Raw genomic sequence first — 17,967 nt, forward strand, 5'->3', positions numbered from 1 at the left:
TCTTTTAGAATACAACTTCAAAGGTAGTGCCTATATTCACTTCACTCTTAACTTTGATTTCACCACCCATGCCCTCTACTTGGGCTTTTGTGATAAAAAGACCGACGCCCTTTGCCTCAGGGTGACGATGAAATGTATTGTGCAATCCGAACAGGCGACTTCCGTTTAAGGCTAAGTCGATACCCAGACCATTGTCCCGAGCTATAAGTCCGATTTTATCCCCTTGTGTATAGGTCTCAAAATGAATGGAAGGTTCTCGATCAGATGAACGATATTTTATGGCATTGCTCAGTAGGTTGTGCAGAATGCTTTCAAGATAAACGGAAGAATATTCAACAGTCGGAGCTGCCGAGAAATCACTTGTAATCTTGGCGCTCGATTCCATTATTTTTCCTTGGTATGTGTCTATCAGCTTTGAAAATAAAACTTCGAAATTCAGCTTTCCTCTTTCCTTTTTTGACTCGTGACGTATGGTCACCACCTCCAAAAGGTCATCAAGGGTCGTACCCAGATTTACAACGGTTTTTTCAAACTTTCCAATTATAATGTCTCGCTCTTCAATTGATTTTTCCTTTTCGTAAAAATAAAGAAGTGCTTTCAGATTGCTGGTAGGCCCCCGAAGATTGTGTGAGACTATATGGGCAAAGTCTTCTAATTGTTTGTTCTGTTTGGTTAAATAACCAGTGCGCTCTTGTACAATTTTTTCAAGGTTTTTATTGGTGGCTATAAGTTCATTTTCCGCTTTTTTCCTACTCATATCAGTTCCATTTAATAATTGGGCAGTTGACCATAGAGAATGAAGTGATATGAGCAGGTAGGAAGTAGCGAATAAGGCTATGCCGAACTCTATTGAAACCAAATCTAATCTTACTAGTGATAGTTGAACATAACCAAGTATTAGAACGGCGATTAGGCTTCTTTTAAAAAGATTACGCGCCATTATATTGCCGATACGACCTCCAGTGAACAACCCAATAATACCTAGCCCAGAATATAGATAAGATACCGCTATAGATAGTATAAAAAGCGTAATCGAGGTATGGATGGCCATTGAAGTAAAAAATGATAGTTTATATGAGGCTGGAACGCGAAACAAGTATCCTACTATGGCTATGAAAGAAATAAGGGTTATTAGGTGGAGTGCATATTGCCGTATATTTTTAATATGATTGTTCGTACTACGAATTGCAAGAAAAATCAATCCGAATAGACCGAAACATAGGGAAGTAGTGGGTGAAGGACGCCCTGGCGATGGTTGACCCATGCGAATGGCATCTAAATCGTCTATCAAAAGCTGATCAATGCCCAGATTGTACCCAAACACGTCTTGAAATAGAGATGTGAAGCCTAAAACCGCAAGAACTACCGAGGTTATGGCCGCAAATTGAAGCCACTTTTCTTTGATAACAAGTAATAAAACAATGCCGGTCAAAATAAAGCCCAGGGCAGTGTTTAGTTTCATTGAAACATAATGGGGTACTATTGTCTTGAGTAATGCGATATCGAATGCCCAGCCTAATGATACCGCTAATCCTAAAATTATAGTAAAGACGGCTATCCAATAGAGTTTTCGGGCATTTTTATTCTGATACATTATTTTTGGCTAAGGGGTACTAACAGTTTTGTATTTGAAAGGATTTCAACAATGAAGCTATCCTTTCCTTGGTAAGTGGCAAAGAGGTATAAAATTAAAGTCATACGTAGGTCACGGGGTTCTATAACGGTTGTCAATTACAAAAATTGTAGGAAAAAGATTAATTTATGTATTGCCGTTATTTTCCTTAAGTCATCGTAGTTCTGAGAAATCTATATATCTCTGTTTAATCTGACGGGTATGACATCATATAATAGTGTAAAACATTTTGACACTATTTGTAAAACTATTTAACAAAAATTGCCTAATTAAAAAGGTAATCCTGAGTAACTTATTGATTATAAAATGATTATCTTTTTGGCACGAAAGTAGACCACTATTAGGGAGTATGAGCTGTAACAGTTTTCAGAAGACCTCATCATTTGTTTGACATGTTTTGTTAAGAACATGAACGGAATGTACCATCAACTTGAAGAATAACTATATGCTTTTAGAACTAGGAAACATTTTTAAGTGGGTCAATTCAGGAGGGCAACGAATATTTCTTTTAAAAGACATCAACCTTAGTGTCGAGGAGGGAGAATTCATCTCGGTAATGGGCCCTTCAGGTTCGGGAAAGTCCACACTGCTTAATGTTATTGGTATGCTTGATGGTTTTGATGAAGGGGAATATCAATTTTTACACGAATCGGTACACCAACTTAAAGAAAAACATCGCGCCAACCTTTACAAGGAATATATTGGATTTGTATTTCAATCGTATCATTTGCTCGATGAACTTACGGTCTATGAAAATTTAGAGATGCCCTTACTTTATAAAAAAGTAAAGGGGTCGGAACGTAAGGCGATGGTTGCCGATATGTTAGACCGTTTTAATATTGTAGGGAAAAAAGACTTGTTCCCGACCCAACTCAGTGGTGGGCAACAACAATTGGTCGGCGTAGCCCGTGCTTTAATCACTAACCCTAAGTTAATATTGGCCGATGAACCTACAGGCAACCTGAACTCGCAACAAAGTGAGGAAATTATGCAGCTCTTTAAAAAATTGAACGAAGAAGGAGTGACTATTATTCAGGTAACTCATTCTGAAAAAAATGCTGCCTATGGCTCAAAAGTGATTCATTTACTCGACGGGCGAAAAATAGCAAGTGAATGAAATAGCCCAAAAAACAAATGTGATGACCAATGGTGTTGTTTTGTGTTAGAGGCCTTGAGAGGGCGACCATTTAGTCCAAATTGGGTTTGCTGCGATTTCTTTTTTTAAGGGCAGCTATTTTTTTATGCTTTAATCGTTTCTCGATTGATGATTTCGAGGGCTTTGTTTTACGCCTTTTTTTCGGTCTCTTTAAAACGCCCTCAATAGTTTCCAAAAAACGTTGTATGGCGAGGGCCTTGTTTTTGTGTTGACTACGGGTTTCTGCGCATTGTAGCAATAACAGCTGTTCTTTGTTTATTCTATTATTCAATTTTATGAGGATCCGACTCTTTTCTAGGGCAGAGAGTGCCTCAGAATTGGCGACATCAAAAGACAGTTCGATTTTTGTAGCAACTTTATTCACATGTTGGCCGCCCGCACCGCTGCTTCGTACCGCTTTAAATTGAAGCTCTTCTATGATGCGTTGTTTGTCCAAATTTTCTTAGAGGTTTAGCCGTTGGTTGATAGTTTCGATAGAAACATTTAGAAAAACAGTCTTCCCTATTTCTAGGGCTCTATGATGATGGAAAGTAATATTCTGGTCTTCATAAGTGCCCCTTATCATATAATGACCGCCCATATAATATGATGCATTTACAGTGACTTCTAAGCCTGATTTTCCTGAAACCCTAAATTCATGGGCATAAACAATAATACGCCGTTTGGTATCGGCATATGATTTTACCACATTGATAGGAATTTTGTTGGCCTCACCGAACAATGAGGCTATATAAAGATCTTTAGGGTGTTCATACAGATTCTTTGGGGTTTCTTTTGCAATAATCTGCTGGTCTTTTAAGACAAATACACGGTCGGCAAAGGGCAATATATCGTTATGGTCATGTGTTACGGTCAATACGGTAATCCCTTCTTTTTTTAGAAAGGTAAAAAGATCGCATCTTAAAGTATTTTTCTTGAAATTATCAATATTGCTGAAAGGCTCATCCAATAATAATATTTCTGGTTGTTGCGCTAGAACTCTAGCAAGGGCAACACGCTGTTGTTGTCCACCGCTGAGATGTTTGACCTTGGCATGTGCCTTTTCGGTCATTCCAATAAGTTGCAGAAGTTCTTGGGTCCGCCGGTTCAATTCCTCTGGCTCAAAAACTGACAAATATTGGCTGACATTTTCAAATACCGTAGTGTAGGGCATCAAATCGAAATCTTGTGACAGGTATTTGATATATGATTCCCCGGGAACCAAATTATAAAGCGGACCTAAAATCTGGGTTTCATCCCAGTAGACTTCACCAACCTCAATATCCAAAAGCCCGTAGATGATTTTTAACAGGGTGCTTTTGCCACAACCGCTTTCTCCTATTATAGATACGTGTTCTCCCTTTTTTACCCTAAAATTGATGTTCTCCAAAACAGGAGTATCATCATAGGAAAAGGAAACGTGGTCTACTTGTAGCATATCGTATTATTTTACATCAAAACTTGCCTGTAAAATATTTGGTGATACATTTCAAAACAGGCTATTAATAGAAACGTATTTTCATCTAAAATATTGAATGCTTTCTCATACGAAGCACTACTTCTTGGTTTCCCTCAGTAAAACTTTATTTGGTAGTTCTCTGAACCCCATATTGTAAAAGGTAAAGGCAAAGATATCAGCATATTGTTCAATAGTTTTACTTATAGGCGTTCCCGCACCATGACCCGCATTGGTTTCGATCCTAATAAGGGTAGGGTTGGTTCCCGACTGATTTTCTTGCAGCTCTGCGGCAAACTTAAAACTATGTGCGGGTACCACACGGTCGTCATGATCACCCGTCGTTACCAATGTGGCAGGGTATGAAGTGCCTTTTTTTACATTGTGAACGGGAGAATAGCCTTTTAAATAATTGAACATTGCTTGGCTTTCTTCTGCCGTGCCATAATCATAGGCCCACCCGGCACCAGCGGTAAACGTATGGTATCGAAGCATGTCTAAAACGCCGACGGCAGGAAGGGCTACTTTCATTAGGTCTGGTCGCTGTGTCATCGTAGCACCGACGAGCAGACCACCGTTAGAACCTCCGCGAATGGCTAAATAATCTGATGAGGTATACTTCTTGTCAATTAGATACTCCGCCGCAGCGATAAAGTCGTCGAAGACATTTTGCTTTTTAAGTTTTGTCCCCGCATCATGCCATACTTTTCCATATTCGCCACCACCACGAAGGTTGGGAACGGCATAAACACCACCTTGTTCAAACCAAACTGCATTGACAATATTAAAAGCAGGGGTAAGGCTTATGTTGAATCCACCATAACCGTAAAGCAAAGTCGGATTTTTTCCGTTTAAGGCCAACCCTTTTTTATGGGTTATAATCATGGGTACCTTTGTACCGTCCTTAGAAGTATAGAATATTTGGTAAGACTCATAATCTTCAGGATTAAAATCTATTTCGGGTTTCCAATACGTTTCATATTCCCCAGTTTCTACATTGAATTTGTAAGAAGATCCCGGCATAATATAGTTGGTAAAGGAAAAATAGAATTCCGTATCCTCCTTTTTTCCACCAAATCCGGCAGCACTTCCCACACCTGGAAGCTTTACTTGGCGAATCAATTCTCCATCATAATCGTATTGAAGTACTTTAGAGATCGCATCGACCAGATACTCCGCGAAAAAATAACCGCCACCCGTATTTGGGCTGAGTACGTTTTCGGTTTCTGGTATAAAATCGACCCAATTATCTGGGGCTGGGTCAGCAGCATCTACCATCACTATTTTTTTGTTCGGGGCATTTCTATTGGTTACGATAAAGAGCTTCGAACCTACGTTCTCGATGAGGTAGTTGTCTGATTCGGTATCATCGACTATAGTTGTCAAATGGGCACTTGGGTTATTCAGGTCTTGAATAAAAAGTTTGTTTCCAGACGTAGAGGTAGCCGCTGAAATCGTTAAGTATTTTTGGTCCTCAGTGACGTTAGCGCCGATATATCGATGATTTTCTGCTGGTTTGCCACCAAAAATAAGCGCATCATCCTTTTGCGGAGTGCCTAGTTTATGAAAGTAGACCTTGTGCTGGTCTGTCTTGGCAGAAAGTTCGCTGCCCTTGGGTTTGTCATAACTTGAATAATAAAATCCCTTATTACCAAGCCACGATAGGCCACTAAATTTGATGTCGACTAATGTGTCTTCAACAATTTGCATTGTTTCGGTATCGATTACAATGCCCTTACGCCAATCACTGCCCCCTTCTGAAATCAAATAGGCCGCCAAAGAACCATCTTTTGTAAAGCTCAGACTCGCCAAAGACGTGGTTCCCTCTTTAGAAAAGGTATTGGGGTCTAAAAAAACGGTAGGTTCTTCATTTTCCTTTTTGCGATAAATTACATACTGGTTTTGCAAACCATCGTTCTTATAAAAGTAAATGTATTCACCTTCTTTAAAGGGAGCTCCCAGTTTTTCGTAGTTCCAGAGTTTTTCAAGTCTATTTTTTAGATCATCACGAAACGGAATTTGGTTTAAGTATTCCGAAGTAACAATATTCTGCTCTTTGACCCAAGCTTCGGTTTCTTCGCTTCGGTCATCCTCTAGCCAACGGTAGGGGTCTTTGACAACAGTTCCGAAATAGGTGTCGATGGAATCAACTTTTTTAGTTGGGGGATAATGCACGATTAAAGTATTTTGCGTTTTGACATTATTGAGATGGTCTTTGGTCTTTTTCGAAGAACCGCAAGCGGCAAGCAATATTAGAATAAAAAGAGAGATTACATTCTTCATTATTTCAGAATTGACAACATCGAAAATAGCACAAAAAAACCTTTGGAACATCTACGTTACAAAGGTTTTAACTTTCTTAAATCGAAAATTGGTTTACACCAGATCATTTGCCACTAAGTACTCGGCAATCTGCACGGCATTAGTAGCGGCTCCTTTTCTTAGGTTATCGGCAACAATCCACATATTCAAGGTATTTCGTTGTGTTTCATCACGACGAATACGACCGACGAATACTTCGTCTTTATCATGCGCATAAATCGGCATGGGGTAAGTATTGGTATCAGGATTGTCTTGGACCGTTACTCCAGAACTTTCGTTAAGCAGACGCCTCACCTCGTTCAAGTCAAAATCATTTTCAAATTCTACGTTGACCGATTCTGAATGGCCGCCAGCTGTAGGAATTCGAACAGCTGTAGCAGTCACAGAGAAACTGCGATCATTAAATATCTTCTGCGGCTCTTGCGCCAGTTTCATTTCTTCTTTGGTATAACCATTTTCCATAAAAACATCGCAATGGGGCAATGCGTTTCTTCCGATGGGGTAAGGGTAGGCCATTTCGCCTGAAATACCTGCTATCTCATTCTCCAATTGGCGGACCGCCTTGACTCCCGTACCAGATACCGATTGGTATGTGGAGACTACTACGCGTTTCATTTTATATTTCTTGTGTAATGGGGCCAATGCCATTACCATTTGGATGGTAGAGCAATTGGGGTTGGCAATGATTTTGTCGGCTTTGGTCAATTCATTGGCATTAATTTCTGGAACCACCAATTTTTTTGTGGGATCCATACGCCAAGCTGAGGAATTGTCTACCACTGTAGTTCCCACCTCGGCGAATTTGGGGGCCCATTCCAATGAAGTGTCCCCGCCTGCTGAGAAAATGGCGATGTCAGGTTTAGCCGCAACGGCATCTTCCAAACCAATAATGGCGTATTCTTTTCCCTTAAAAGGCAATTTTTTTCCTACGGACCTTTCCGAAGCGACCAATAATAATTCCGTTATCGGAAAATTGCGCTCGGCCAGTACTTTCAACATTACTTCACCTACCATTCCGGTGGCGCCTACAACAGCTACTTTCATATCACTTTATTTATGAGCGACAAATGTACTGCAACAGGTATTGTCTTGCAAGCACGATAATTAAGATTTATTAAAAATATAACAAAATGTTATATAAATAACATTATTGCAAAAAATAACCGCAGATCTAGTAGCGAAACTAGGTCTGCGGCTTTTGAAATTAAAGCTGCGGTGCAGCGGATATATTCAATCCAATAATGGATTTATTTTTTCTTCAATAAATCACGTATTTCTATCAACAAATCCTCCTGTGTTGGTCCAGCTGGAGTTTCTTCGACAACTTCAGCAGGTTTTTTCATCTTGTTGTAAGCTTTGATTATGAGAAACATCACAAAACCAACTATTATTAAGTTAACAATGGTGTTGACCCACGCACCCCATCGGATGGCGTTCTCGGCCACAAAGCCAGCTTCTCCTGCTACACCTGTAGCCGGTGTCAATATTACCTTTAAATTGGCGAAATCGACTCCACCTGCAAAATGCCCAACAATTGGCATAATGATGTCACCGACAAATCCGTTCACGACCAAGCCCACTGCGCCTGCCATGATAACTGCAACGGCAAATTCGATGACGTTGCCGGTCATAATAAAATCTTTAAACTCTTTTAGCATGTTTTAAATTTTTAATGGTTATTCTCTGCAATGTAGTTAAAAAGGTCTTTGGTTCAAAGAGATACATTTATTTAATGATCGATACACACTCTCTTTACGCGTTGCGAAATTCCGGTTAACAGTTCATAGGAAATCGTTTTTGCTCCTGTAGCCATCTCGTCGGCGGTAGGGTCTTCCCCGAAAATCACCACTTCATCGCCTTCTTCGCAATTCAATCCGGTGATGTCGATCATAATCATATCCATACAAACGTTACCAATAATAGGGGCTTTCTTCCCATTAACGGAAACAAATGCTTTTCCATTTCCATATTGCCTGCCAATGCCATCAGCGTGTCCCAAGGGAAGGGTTGCCGTAAATCTTTCGTTGGAAGAAATATAGGCCCGATTGTAGCCTACGCTTTCTTCAGGCAAAATTCTATGAATTTGTGAAATGGCGGTCTTTAAAGTGGCTACAGGCTTTAACTGTTTATCGATCTCGGTGTCGTTGCCGAATCCGTATAGGCCGATTCCGCTTCTGACCATGTCGAATTGTGCTTTAGGATAGTTAATAATGCCCGATGTATTCAAAATATGTTTAAATACAACACGGCCCAATTTATTTTCCATTGCCGTCGCAATCCTTTTAAAAGTGTCGATTTGTTGCAAAGTGAAGACTTTTTCATTCAAATCTTCCGAAGCAGCCAAATGCGAAAAGATAGAGACCATTTTTATTTCCCGACTGTTCTCCAGTACTTCTAGGACAGTATCCACCTCGTTTTCCCCAAAACCCAATCTGTTAAGGCCAGTATTGAATTTGATATGCACGGGATAGTCTTTTAGACCTTCGTTTTGGACAAGTTTTAAAAATTCGTTCAAAATCTTGGTAGAATACAAGCTTGGCTCAAGACGGTGTTTGAGCAATACATCAAAATTAGCCGCCTGTGGATGCAGTACCAATATGGGCAATTTAATTCCTGCATCCCTAAGAACAACTCCTTCGCTGGCATAAGCAACTGCAAAATAATCTACCCCTATGCTCTGTAACTTTAATGAAATTTTTACGGCATCACTGCCATACGCGAAAGCTTTTACAACCCCTAGAAACTTTGTGGTCGGTTCTAATCTTGAGCGTAAATGGTTGTAATTGTGTTCTAGAGCGTTTAAGTTGAGCTCTAATATCGTTTGGTTAGCTTTGGGCATCGGTATTCTTTTTGTTTTCCAAAACCTCTTCGTCGGCAACATTCATATGTTTTACTTTTTCTTTTAACATGGCTTTGTAATAGGCAGACCTACTCAAAGGCTCATATTCTCCTGTTTCACCTAACAACACCAGATTATCATTGCTTGATTTTCTGTAACTGTAATTGGCTAGGTTTCCGGTTCGGGTGCATATGGCATGTACTTTGGTTACATATTCCGCAGTGGCCATCAAAGCGGGCATAGGCCCAAAAGGATTTCCTTTAAAATCCATATCGAGGCCAGCAACGATAACACGAACACCTTTGTTGGCCAAATCATTGCAAACCGTAACAATTTCATCATCAAAAAATTGCGCTTCGTCGATTCCGATAACATCACAAGTATCGCCCAAAATACGAATATTGGCCGCCGCAGGAACTGGAGTCGATCTGATTTCATTGGCATCATGCGAAACCACCATATCTTCGTGATATCGAGTATCGACGATAGGCTTAAAGATTTCCACCTTTTGCTTGGCGAACTGTGCACGCTTTAATCTACGTATGAGTTCCTCGGTCTTTCCGGAGAACATAGACCCGCAGATAACCTCTATCCAACCGAATTGTTCCTGATTATTAACGGTATTTTCAAGAAACATTTTGTAATTTTAGACGAAAATAAGGTGTTTTTTCGTTCTTATTATAGCGAACATAAAATTAACTAAAAGAAAGCCGTTTTAGGAGAATAAAATTCAAGCGATGAAAAGAAAGTTGAAAGAAGAGTTGATAAAGATGTCCACTGACATTATCACCTCCCGGGATATGAACAATGTGGCCGAGTTATATGAGGGTGCCAAAAACCTTTATGAAAAATTGGCGGTACTAAAGTTTATCGATGAAGAATTGAATGAGATGGAGGTAGATGTCTCAAAAAATGTAATCGCCTCGAAATTTGAGGTTATGGCAAATGCCGTGCTCAATGCGAATTCATCCGTTCCGGAAACCAATCCGCATGAAGAAGACATTATGACGCCAGGAATGGATACGATCAAGCATATTGTTTCTGAAATGCCCAGTGATACACCGGTCGATGAGGTATTGGCAGAATTTTTGGCCAAGCCACAGTATATGAAAAATGATAAGGAACTTTTTATGCCGCCAAATGATAGCGGTAAAAAGAAAGAAGCCGGTCAAAAATCAGTAAATGATGCCATGACCAATAAAGACATTAAAGTAGACCTTAACAATAGACTGGCGTTTGTAAAACATCTATTCGACGGTAGCATGGAAGACTATAATCGTGTGCTTTCGCAATTGAACACTATCGAATCGGAAGAGCGGTCAGTGGCCTTTATAAATAATTTAGTGCGACCAGAATATAATAATTGGGTAGGCAAAGAAGAATATGTAAATCGATTTATGGCACTGATCGAACGAAGGTTCGCGTAATCAATTAGTAGTCAATACACTTAAATCATACAAGTCGAAAGTTGGTAAATCAGCTTTCGACTTCTTATTTTTAGCAAATGGGAAAATTGTTTATAGTACCTACCCCAATAGGTAATTTAGAAGATATTACCCTACGGGCGATAAAGGTTTTGAAAACCGTTGATGTGATTTTGGCAGAGGATACACGAACAAGCGGTAAACTGCTACAACATTATGATATTGGCACACCTATGCAATCGCATCACATGCATAACGAGCATAAGACTGTCGAGGGTCTCGTAAGACGACTGGAGGCTGGTGAGGAAATGGCTCTTATTTCAGATGCAGGTACCCCGGCGATATCAGACCCCGGATTTTTATTGACACGCCTTTGCGTAGAAAAAGGTGTCGCCGTTGAATGCCTCCCGGGAGCAACCGCTTTTGTTCCGGCTTTGGTCAACAGTGGCCTACCCAATGACCGATTTATTTTCGAGGGTTTTCTTCCGCCAAAAAAAGGGCGCCAAACCAGATTATTGGCTTTGGCCGAAGAAGTCCGAACGATGGTATTTTATGAATCGCCCCACAAATTGCTTAAAACATTAGGTCATTTCATTGAATACTTCGGGGAAGATAGATTGGTATCCGTTTCAAGGGAGCTGACCAAATTATATGAGGAAACTGTTCGCGGCACGGCAAAGGAAGTTTTGGAGTATTACACCGAAAAGCCGCCCAAAGGAGAAATTGTAATTGTAGTCGCAGGAAAAAAATAATCTAAATGAAACTGGAAACATTTGAGAAAAAAATAAAGGAAACGCCCGCTTTGGTAACATTCTCAGAAACCATGGCCGTTATTGACGAAAACTACATATTTGAGCCTACTGCCTTTACGAATGGGAACTTACAAAATGAAAGTGGACAAAACTCGGGTTCCTGCAAATTATTAGCGTTTGCGAAAAGACAAGCATTTACAAAAGAGGAAACATTGGTGTGCTTTGGGGGCTATTATTTTGATGATGTATTGAATAACAGCACTGGTACCGACCATCAAAATATTAGAAATTTTATGAGAACAGGTTTTGAGGGACTTACTTTTGAGAAGAATCCGTTGAAAGAAAGGTAGCTTATAGGCATGCAAGAACTACTATCTGAAATACGAAGTTGTGAAGTTTGTAAGGCTCATTTGCCTTTAGGGCCGAGACCTATTGTCGCGGCACACGAGGAAGCTAAGATTGTCATTGTCGGTCAGGCACCCGGTACGAAAGTACACCAAACGGGTGTTCCGTGGGACGATCCTAGTGGGCGACAACTGAGAAAATGGTTGGGCGTTACCGATGAGGTATTTTACGATGAAACCAAAATCGCCCTTATCCCTATGGGGTTTTGTTATCCTGGAAAAGGCAAAAGTGGTGATTTGCCGCCCCGCCCCGAATGTGCCCCACTTTGGCACGAGCCCTTGTTCAGTAAAATCCCAAGTATAGAATTGATCGTGGTAATCGGGAGCTATGCCCAAGGCTACTATTTGAAAGAAAAGCGGGAGAAGAATTTGACGGGGACCGTTAAAATGTATAAAAACTATTTGCCCCGCTATTTCCCGTTACCACACCCCTCTCCAAGAAATCGATTTTGGCAAAGTAAAAATCCATGGTTTGAGGAAGAGGTTGTGCCGGAGTTGCAGAAAAGAGTTTTGAATATTCTAAGTAATTAACAAATTTGTTTGTGGTGATTTAGCATCAAAGCCGTTTCCCAAACCAACATTAAACATGTTTCCCTTTTTCCCATCCGTATTTTTTTAAATATTGATTTCCGCTTTCCATGGCTCCATCTTCGAGTGGAGTGGCCATAGAATCGTTCCAGCGGTTGAGAAACCCGAACAGAGAAATAACCCCGAGCATTTCCACAATCTCTCCATCGTTCCAATATTTACACAGGTTGTTTTTGATTTTAGCGGTGACGGTATTGGGCACTTGGGAAGCGGCGAGCGCAAATTCAAGAGCGACGCGCTCTGCATCGGAAAAGGCCGGATGGGTACGGTATTCCCAGATATTATCTAATTGCTCTTGGCTTGCCCCATACCGTTCTGCGGCTCGAATAGCATGGGCTTGGCAGTAGCGACAACCAGTGGCGTTGCTGCTTACCCAGGCAATCATTCGTTTCAAGGCGGAAGTTACGCCACCTTCATTGGCCATAACGGCCTTGTTGAGGTTGATAAAGGCTTTTGAAATCGCAGGGCGATGCTGCATGGTCAAGACTGAATTAGGACAAAACCCCAAGGTTTCATCAAAGAACTCGGCCAGTTCCTTGGTTTCGGAATCGTGTTTCGAATCAAGAGGGTTTACTAGGGGCATATCGATTCTATTACGTTCTTAAACTAAACATTTAGTAGGGGATCATTTCAAATTATAATTAAAGATAATTAATTCAGTTAACATTCTGAATTAATAGGGCTAGGGAATGTGATGCTGTTTCTTTTGTTTATTTTTGAATATTAAAAATATAATTATGGGTACCACAAATCATATAACGACCAAATGGTTGGGAAAAAAGGCATTTGAAAGCAATAACCCTTCAGGGTTAAACTTTAAAATCGATGCAAGTCCTGATGATGGCGGCGAGGGTAGTGGTTTACGCCCAAAGGCTTTAATGTTGTCAGCTTTGGCCGGTTGCTCGGGGCTAGATGTCGCAGGGCTAATAAAAAAGATGAAGTTGGAAGTGGACGATTTTCATATTGAAACAATAGCCAATCTAACAGATGAGCATCCAAAATATTATGATGCTGTTGTCGTCGAATACCATTTTCATGGCAATAACCTCAACGAGAAAAAATTGCAACGGGCGGTAGACCTCTCCGTAGAAAAATATTGTGGGGTGATGGAGATGTTTCGTCGTTTCGCTAAAATGGAAATCAAGACCTTCTTTCACAAGAAATAATTAGGTTTTCGCAGATGAAGAAAGAGTAATTTGTAGCTAAGAACTATGAGCAATTGATAGCCTTGCATCTAGTGAAAAATGTATATATTAATTGAATGCGCTGGACCTTAAAACCAAAACCGGAACAACATGAAATCGATGCCTTGTCAAAGGCATTGAACGTAGATCCTTTGGTGGCACATCTATTAATTCAAAGAGATATTACCAATTACGACGAAGCAAAGAAGTTCTTTAGACCTGAACTGGCGCAACTGCATGATCCCTTTCAAATGAAGGATATGAATATTGCGGTCGAGCGGATTGAAAAGGCAATTGTTAACAATGAAAATATTCTGGTGTTCGGTGATTACGATGTAGATGGAACCACAGCTGTAGCATTGGTATCTTCCTATTTGCTGACCTTTTATCCGAATGTGGCGACTTATATTCCTGACAGATACACCGAAGGGTATGGAGTTTCTTTTCAGGGAATCGATTTTGCGGAAGACAATGGTTTCTCATTGATAATTGCTTTAGATTGTGGGGTCAAGGCCATTGATAAAGTGGCTTACGCCAAAGCGAAAAATATTGAATTTATCATTTGTGACCACCACAGACCTGGTAAAGAGCTTCCCGAAGCAATTGCTGTTCTTGACCCTAAGCGCGACGATTGCCATTACCCTTATGATGAACTTTGTGGTTGCGGTGTAGGGTTTAAATTGGTTCAGGCGTTGGCCTCCCGACGTGACGAGACCATTGACGACTTGATTCCATATTTAGATTTGGTCGCTACGGCCATTGGCGCAGATATTGTTCCTATCACCGGGGAAAACAGGGTGTTGGCGTATTATGGTCTGCGGGTAATAAATGAAAATCCACGTGTTGGTTTTAGGGCTATCATAAATCAAATTAAAAAGACCGAACTGACTATTACCGATGTAGTTTTCATCATCGCGCCGCGAATTAATGCAGCTGGCCGTATGAAGCATGGCCAACATGCGGTGGATTTGCTTACCGAAACCAATTTAATCCAAGCTGAACAATTTGCTTCGGGCATTGAAAAATACAATAGCGATAGACGTGATCTCGATCAAGAAATCACAAAAGAGGCGCTGTCTCAGATAGTCGAGAATAAGGAAGAAGAACGGTATACCTCAGTGGTATTCAAAGAAACCTGGCATAAAGGGGTTATTGGTATTGTGGCTTCACGATTGACCGAGACTTATTATAGACCCACATTGGTTTTTACGAAAAGTGGTGATAAGTTGGCTGCATCGGCTCGTTCGGTTAAGGGCTTTGATGTCTATAATGCTCTAGAAGGATGTTCTGAATGCATTGAACAGTTCGGGGGGCATAAATATGCGGCGGGACTCACATTAGTGGAGAATCAATATGAGGCTTTTAAAGCACAGTTTGAAAAAGTAGTTGGTGAAACTATCGATCCGAAACTCCTAATTCCTGAAATACTGATCGATGCACCAATAAAGCTGAGTGAAATTAGCCCTAAATTATTGCGAATTATTAAGCAACTCGCCCCTTTTGGTCCGGGCAACATGACGCCTATTTTTATGTCGGAAAATTTAAATGACTCGGGTTATGCCAAAGGTGTTGGGGAAGATGGAAAGCACTTGAAACTTTCCGTGAATCAAAACGGTATTGGCCCCATAGGGTGCATTGGCTTTAATCTTGGTGAAAAATTATCCCTTGTAAAAAATGGAAATCGCTTTAGCGCTGCGTTTTCTTTGGATGAAAATGAGTGGCAAGGCCATGTAAGCCTTCAATTAAAATTGCGCGATATTCGAAATACGTAATGAAAGTAAACCTATCGCAGTACCACCCATTAGCTACCTTCTTAATAAACCAAACAAACATGAAATTGAAAGTTGCATATAGTTATTTAATTGTCCTTATTTTATTTATACCAGTTGTTATATTTTCACAGGAGGGTAATCCGGTACTTATAAAGGGAGTGGTAGTTGAAGAAGCGGGCGGAAAGCCTATTGAGTTTGCTACCGTGCTTATTGGCGATAAGACAACTAAAAAACCTCTATCGGGAACTACTACGATAACAGACGGCAGCTTTGAACTTGCGACCGATGCTACCAATTTTTATATCGAAGTAAGCTTTATAGGTTTTACGACCAAAACTTTTGATGACAGGACTGCCACAAACGGAGTCATAGACTTAGGCTCCATTGTGCTTTCCGAGAGTTCGCAGCAGCTAGATGAGGTGGTTGTGGCCGGAGAAGTATCGCAGACCGAATTCAAATTGGATAAGCGTGTGTTCAATGTCGGCAAAGACTTGAGTAGTACGGGGGCAAGCGCATTAGAAGTATTGAACAACGTACCATCGGTCAATGTGAATATTGAAGGGCAGGTAAGTTTACGAGGAAGCCAAGGGGTACAGATGCTTATAAATGGAAAACCATCTGTTCTTGCCAGTGAACAGGGTAATGCGTTGGGTACCCTTACTGCTGATATGATTGAAAAGATTGAAGTGATTACCAATCCGTCAGCTAAGTATGATGCCCAAGGTACCTCGGGAATCATAAATATTGTTTTGAAGAAAGAAGAAAAAGAGGGGTTAAACGGATCGGTAACATTAAATACCGGCACACCCAATAACCATAGTTTGGGGCTAAGCCTGAACAAACGCACTGAAAAATTCAATTTGTTCAGTCAATTAGGTATTGGGCGTAGAACATTTCCAAGCAAAGATGAAACCGAGAATCGAGATTTGTTGAACAATACAATCATTAAAAGTTCGGGGGAAAGTGATAAAAACGAGACCTTCTTTAATATTATCCTTGGCACCGACTATCACATTAATGATTTAAATGTGTTGACCCTTTCAGGGCATTTTGCATATGAATGGGAAACGGAACATTCAAATTCCAATTTTGAGAGCTTAGACGCCTCAAATAATCAAACGGATGGATTTCGACGAAAAGAACTGACAACTGCGACCAATCCCAAATGGCAATATGAACTGCAGTATAAAAAAGATTTTGAAGATGATGAAAACCATACCTTACTTTTTAGTGCTTTAGGCAATTTTTTTGGTAAGGACCAATCGTCGGCGTTCGATAATATTATTACTTTAGGTACAGGTTCAGATAGCCAGCAACAGACCCGAACAGATTACAAGCGAGCCGATTATACCATTAAACTAGATTACACACATCCCTTTCTGGAAAAATATACCATTGAAACGGGGGCACAGTATGAAATTAACGATGTGGCCAATGATTATGCTGTCAGTGACTTTATAGGTGGAAGTTGGATGGAGAATGATGATTTGACCAATGTTTTCGAGTATTTACAAAATGTCTTGGGTCTATATGGTACGGCGGCCTATGAAGGCGATAAATGGGGACTTAAACTTGGACTACGTTTAGAGAACACTGATTTAAATACGGTCTTGAAAAATACCAATGAAAAGCACGATCAGAACTATACCAACTTTTTTCCAAGTGGGCATACATCCTATAAAGTATCTGATAATTTTTCCCTGCAGGCAGGGTATTCAAAAAGAATATTTAGACCCAGTCTATGGGACCTCAACCCTTTCTTTAATATTCGTAACAGTTTTAACGTACGTACTGGAAATCCAAATCTTCAACCAGAATATACTGACTCGTATGAAATTACCAGTATTCATCAAATTGGGAAAGCATCATTAAATTTTGCTGTATTTCATAGGTATACCCAAGATGTTGTTGATCGCGTAATTGTTTTTGAAGACAATGTTAGTACTTCTAGACCTGAGAATGTGGGTACGAACAATTCCCTTGGTATAGAGTTCAACGCAAAATACATTCCCGTGCAATGGTTCACCCTGAACAGTGATTTCAATTACAGTCATTTCAAAAGGGAAGGTACGTTTGAAACCACCACATTTGATTTTAACGGGGAACGTTGGGCCACTCGCCTGACCGGAAAATTCAAACTACCGGCGGATATCGACGTTGAGATTTCTGGAGATTATCGATCTCGATATGAAACTTTTCAACAAGAAGTTAGTGACAACCTTTTTGCAGATTTTGGTATGCGGAAAAAAGTGTTTAAGGGTAAAGCCATTCTTAACCTGAGCGTTCGTGATGTCTTTGCCTCAAGGAAGCTTGAAAGTATCACACAACAATCTGAATTCTATTTGCGTAATAGTCGGCAACAGGGCCGTTTTGTAACCTTCGGAATTAGTTTCGGATTCGGTAAGGGAGAAGCCATGGAATTTTCAGGACAAAAACAATTTTAATAAACTTCAATAGG

The 17,967-nt window shown here is 40.3% G+C and carries 17 protein-coding genes; 8 read left to right on the top strand and 9 right to left on the bottom strand.

What is annotated here, in order from left to right:
• Window positions 1-4: 4 nt before the first annotated feature.
• A complete protein-coding gene (locus BLS33_RS05680) occupies window positions 5-1,594 on the bottom strand; it encodes a sensor histidine kinase (RefSeq protein ID WP_089886440.1) in 1,590 nt (529 codons plus the stop codon).
• A 484-nt stretch (window positions 1,595-2,078) separates the two neighbouring features.
• Here BLS33_RS05680 and BLS33_RS05685 point away from each other — a divergent pair, with 484 nt between their 5' ends.
• The gene (locus tag BLS33_RS05685) at window positions 2,079-2,750 is read left to right on the top strand and encodes an ABC transporter ATP-binding protein (protein WP_089886442.1); all 672 of its coding nucleotides are present in this window, start codon (window positions 2,079-2,081) and stop codon (window positions 2,748-2,750) included.
• A gap of 70 nt (window positions 2,751-2,820) precedes the next feature.
• Here the strand turns inward: BLS33_RS05685 and arfB are convergent, their stop codons facing one another.
• The 7 genes from arfB to BLS33_RS05720 form a co-directional block, all read right to left on the bottom strand.
• Entirely contained in the window at window positions 2,821-3,225 is a 405-nt protein-coding gene (gene arfB / locus BLS33_RS05690) for an alternative ribosome rescue aminoacyl-tRNA hydrolase ArfB (protein ID WP_089886445.1), read from the bottom strand.
• A 6-nt stretch (window positions 3,226-3,231) separates the two neighbouring features.
• Window positions 3,232-4,206 (bottom strand): ABC transporter ATP-binding protein, encoded by a 975-nt coding sequence (locus tag BLS33_RS05695; protein ID WP_089886447.1) that lies wholly within the window; start codon window positions 4,204-4,206, stop codon window positions 3,232-3,234.
• 117 nt (window positions 4,207-4,323) lie between these two features.
• A complete protein-coding gene (locus BLS33_RS05700; RefSeq protein ID WP_089887084.1) occupies window positions 4,324-6,507 on the bottom strand; it encodes a prolyl oligopeptidase family serine peptidase in 2,184 nt (727 codons plus the stop codon).
• 93 nt (window positions 6,508-6,600) lie between these two features.
• The gene (locus tag BLS33_RS05705; protein WP_089886449.1) at window positions 6,601-7,590 is read right to left on the bottom strand and encodes an aspartate-semialdehyde dehydrogenase; all 990 of its coding nucleotides are present in this window, start codon (window positions 7,588-7,590) and stop codon (window positions 6,601-6,603) included.
• A gap of 203 nt (window positions 7,591-7,793) precedes the next feature.
• Entirely contained in the window at window positions 7,794-8,204 is a 411-nt protein-coding gene (gene mscL, locus BLS33_RS05710; RefSeq protein ID WP_089886451.1) for a large conductance mechanosensitive channel protein MscL, read from the bottom strand.
• A 71-nt stretch (window positions 8,205-8,275) separates the two neighbouring features.
• Complete coding sequence (gene alr / locus BLS33_RS05715; RefSeq protein ID WP_089886453.1) at window positions 8,276-9,385, bottom strand: alanine racemase; 1,110 nt, start codon at window positions 9,383-9,385, stop codon at window positions 8,276-8,278.
• Window positions 9,372-10,022, bottom strand: a complete 651-nt coding sequence (locus tag BLS33_RS05720) for a thymidine kinase (RefSeq protein ID WP_089886455.1) — start codon at window positions 10,020-10,022, stop codon at window positions 9,372-9,374. Before BLS33_RS05720 ends, alr begins: the two co-directional genes overlap by 14 nt.
• Before the next feature lie 100 nt (window positions 10,023-10,122).
• On the opposite strand from BLS33_RS05720, the gene BLS33_RS05725 reads away from it, so the two are divergent.
• The 4 genes from BLS33_RS05725 to BLS33_RS05740 all read left to right on the top strand — a co-directional run bounded on the left by BLS33_RS05725 (window position 10,123) and on the right by BLS33_RS05740 (window position 12,496).
• Window positions 10,123-10,812 carry a hypothetical protein gene (locus BLS33_RS05725; RefSeq protein ID WP_089886457.1) on the top strand — a complete coding sequence of 230 codons (690 nt, stop codon included), beginning with the start codon at window positions 10,123-10,125 and terminating at the stop codon, window positions 10,810-10,812.
• A gap of 77 nt (window positions 10,813-10,889) precedes the next feature.
• Window positions 10,890-11,561, top strand: a complete 672-nt coding sequence (gene rsmI, locus BLS33_RS05730) for a 16S rRNA (cytidine(1402)-2'-O)-methyltransferase (RefSeq protein WP_089886458.1) — start codon at window positions 10,890-10,892, stop codon at window positions 11,559-11,561.
• 5 nt (window positions 11,562-11,566) lie between these two features.
• Window positions 11,567-11,911, top strand: a complete 345-nt coding sequence (locus BLS33_RS05735; protein WP_089886460.1) for a HopJ type III effector protein — start codon at window positions 11,567-11,569, stop codon at window positions 11,909-11,911.
• A 9-nt stretch (window positions 11,912-11,920) separates the two neighbouring features.
• Window positions 11,921-12,496 (top strand): uracil-DNA glycosylase family protein, encoded by a 576-nt coding sequence (locus BLS33_RS05740; RefSeq protein ID WP_089886462.1) that lies wholly within the window; start codon window positions 11,921-11,923, stop codon window positions 12,494-12,496.
• A gap of 49 nt (window positions 12,497-12,545) precedes the next feature.
• Here the strand turns inward: BLS33_RS05740 and BLS33_RS05745 are convergent, their stop codons facing one another.
• Window positions 12,546-13,136 carry a carboxymuconolactone decarboxylase family protein gene (locus BLS33_RS05745; RefSeq protein WP_089886464.1) on the bottom strand — a complete coding sequence of 197 codons (591 nt, stop codon included), beginning with the start codon at window positions 13,134-13,136 and terminating at the stop codon, window positions 12,546-12,548.
• Window positions 13,137-13,290: 154 nt separating this feature from the next.
• Between BLS33_RS05745 and BLS33_RS05750 the strand changes: the two genes are divergently transcribed.
• The 3 genes from BLS33_RS05750 (at window position 13,291) to BLS33_RS05760 (ending at window position 17,953) form a co-directional block, all read left to right on the top strand.
• Window positions 13,291-13,719, top strand: coding sequence for an OsmC family protein (locus BLS33_RS05750; protein ID WP_089886466.1), 429 nt, complete (start codon window positions 13,291-13,293; stop codon window positions 13,717-13,719).
• Between the two features lie 95 nt (window positions 13,720-13,814).
• Complete coding sequence (gene recJ / locus BLS33_RS05755; protein ID WP_089886468.1) at window positions 13,815-15,509, top strand: single-stranded-DNA-specific exonuclease RecJ; 1,695 nt, start codon at window positions 13,815-13,817, stop codon at window positions 15,507-15,509.
• Between the two features lie 59 nt (window positions 15,510-15,568).
• Window positions 15,569-17,953: a TonB-dependent receptor gene (locus BLS33_RS05760; RefSeq protein WP_089887086.1), complete on the top strand. Its 2,385-nt coding sequence runs from the start codon at window positions 15,569-15,571 to the stop codon at window positions 17,951-17,953.
• Window positions 17,954-17,967: the final 14 nt, after the last annotated feature.

Origin of the sequence: Kriegella aquimaris (genome assembly GCF_900103215.1) — a bacterium.
In the GTDB taxonomy this organism is placed as follows: domain Bacteria; phylum Bacteroidota; class Bacteroidia; order Flavobacteriales; family Flavobacteriaceae; genus Kriegella; species Kriegella aquimaris.

Excerpts from the sequence above, each read along its gene's own strand:
- recJ (WP_089886468.1), top strand. The coding sequence starts at position 13,815 with ATGCGCTGGACCTTAAAACCAAAACCGGAACAACATGAAATCGATGCC.
- BLS33_RS05680 (WP_089886440.1), bottom strand. The coding sequence starts at position 1,594 with ATGTATCAGAATAAAAATGCCCGAAAACTCTATTGGATAGCCGTCTTT.
- alr (WP_089886453.1), bottom strand. The coding sequence starts at position 9,385 with ATGCCCAAAGCTAACCAAACGATATTAGAGCTCAACTTAAACGCTCTA.
- BLS33_RS05750 (WP_089886466.1), top strand. The coding sequence starts at position 13,291 with ATGGGTACCACAAATCATATAACGACCAAATGGTTGGGAAAAAAGGCA.
- rsmI (WP_089886458.1), top strand. The coding sequence starts at position 10,890 with ATGGGAAAATTGTTTATAGTACCTACCCCAATAGGTAATTTAGAAGAT.
- BLS33_RS05700 (WP_089887084.1), bottom strand. The coding sequence starts at position 6,507 with ATGAAGAATGTAATCTCTCTTTTTATTCTAATATTGCTTGCCGCTTGC.
- BLS33_RS05705 (WP_089886449.1), bottom strand. The coding sequence starts at position 7,590 with ATGAAAGTAGCTGTTGTAGGCGCCACCGGAATGGTAGGTGAAGTAATG.
- BLS33_RS05685 (WP_089886442.1), top strand. The coding sequence starts at position 2,079 with ATGCTTTTAGAACTAGGAAACATTTTTAAGTGGGTCAATTCAGGAGGG.
- BLS33_RS05735 (WP_089886460.1), top strand. The coding sequence starts at position 11,567 with ATGAAACTGGAAACATTTGAGAAAAAAATAAAGGAAACGCCCGCTTTG.
- BLS33_RS05720 (WP_089886455.1), bottom strand. The coding sequence starts at position 10,022 with ATGTTTCTTGAAAATACCGTTAATAATCAGGAACAATTCGGTTGGATA.
- BLS33_RS05745 (WP_089886464.1), bottom strand. The coding sequence starts at position 13,136 with ATGCCCCTAGTAAACCCTCTTGATTCGAAACACGATTCCGAAACCAAG.
- BLS33_RS05740 (WP_089886462.1), top strand. The coding sequence starts at position 11,921 with ATGCAAGAACTACTATCTGAAATACGAAGTTGTGAAGTTTGTAAGGCT.
- mscL (WP_089886451.1), bottom strand. The coding sequence starts at position 8,204 with ATGCTAAAAGAGTTTAAAGATTTTATTATGACCGGCAACGTCATCGAA.
- BLS33_RS05760 (WP_089887086.1), top strand. The coding sequence starts at position 15,569 with ATGAAATTGAAAGTTGCATATAGTTATTTAATTGTCCTTATTTTATTT.
- BLS33_RS05695 (WP_089886447.1), bottom strand. The coding sequence starts at position 4,206 with ATGCTACAAGTAGACCACGTTTCCTTTTCCTATGATGATACTCCTGTT.
- BLS33_RS05725 (WP_089886457.1), top strand. The coding sequence starts at position 10,123 with ATGAAAAGAAAGTTGAAAGAAGAGTTGATAAAGATGTCCACTGACATT.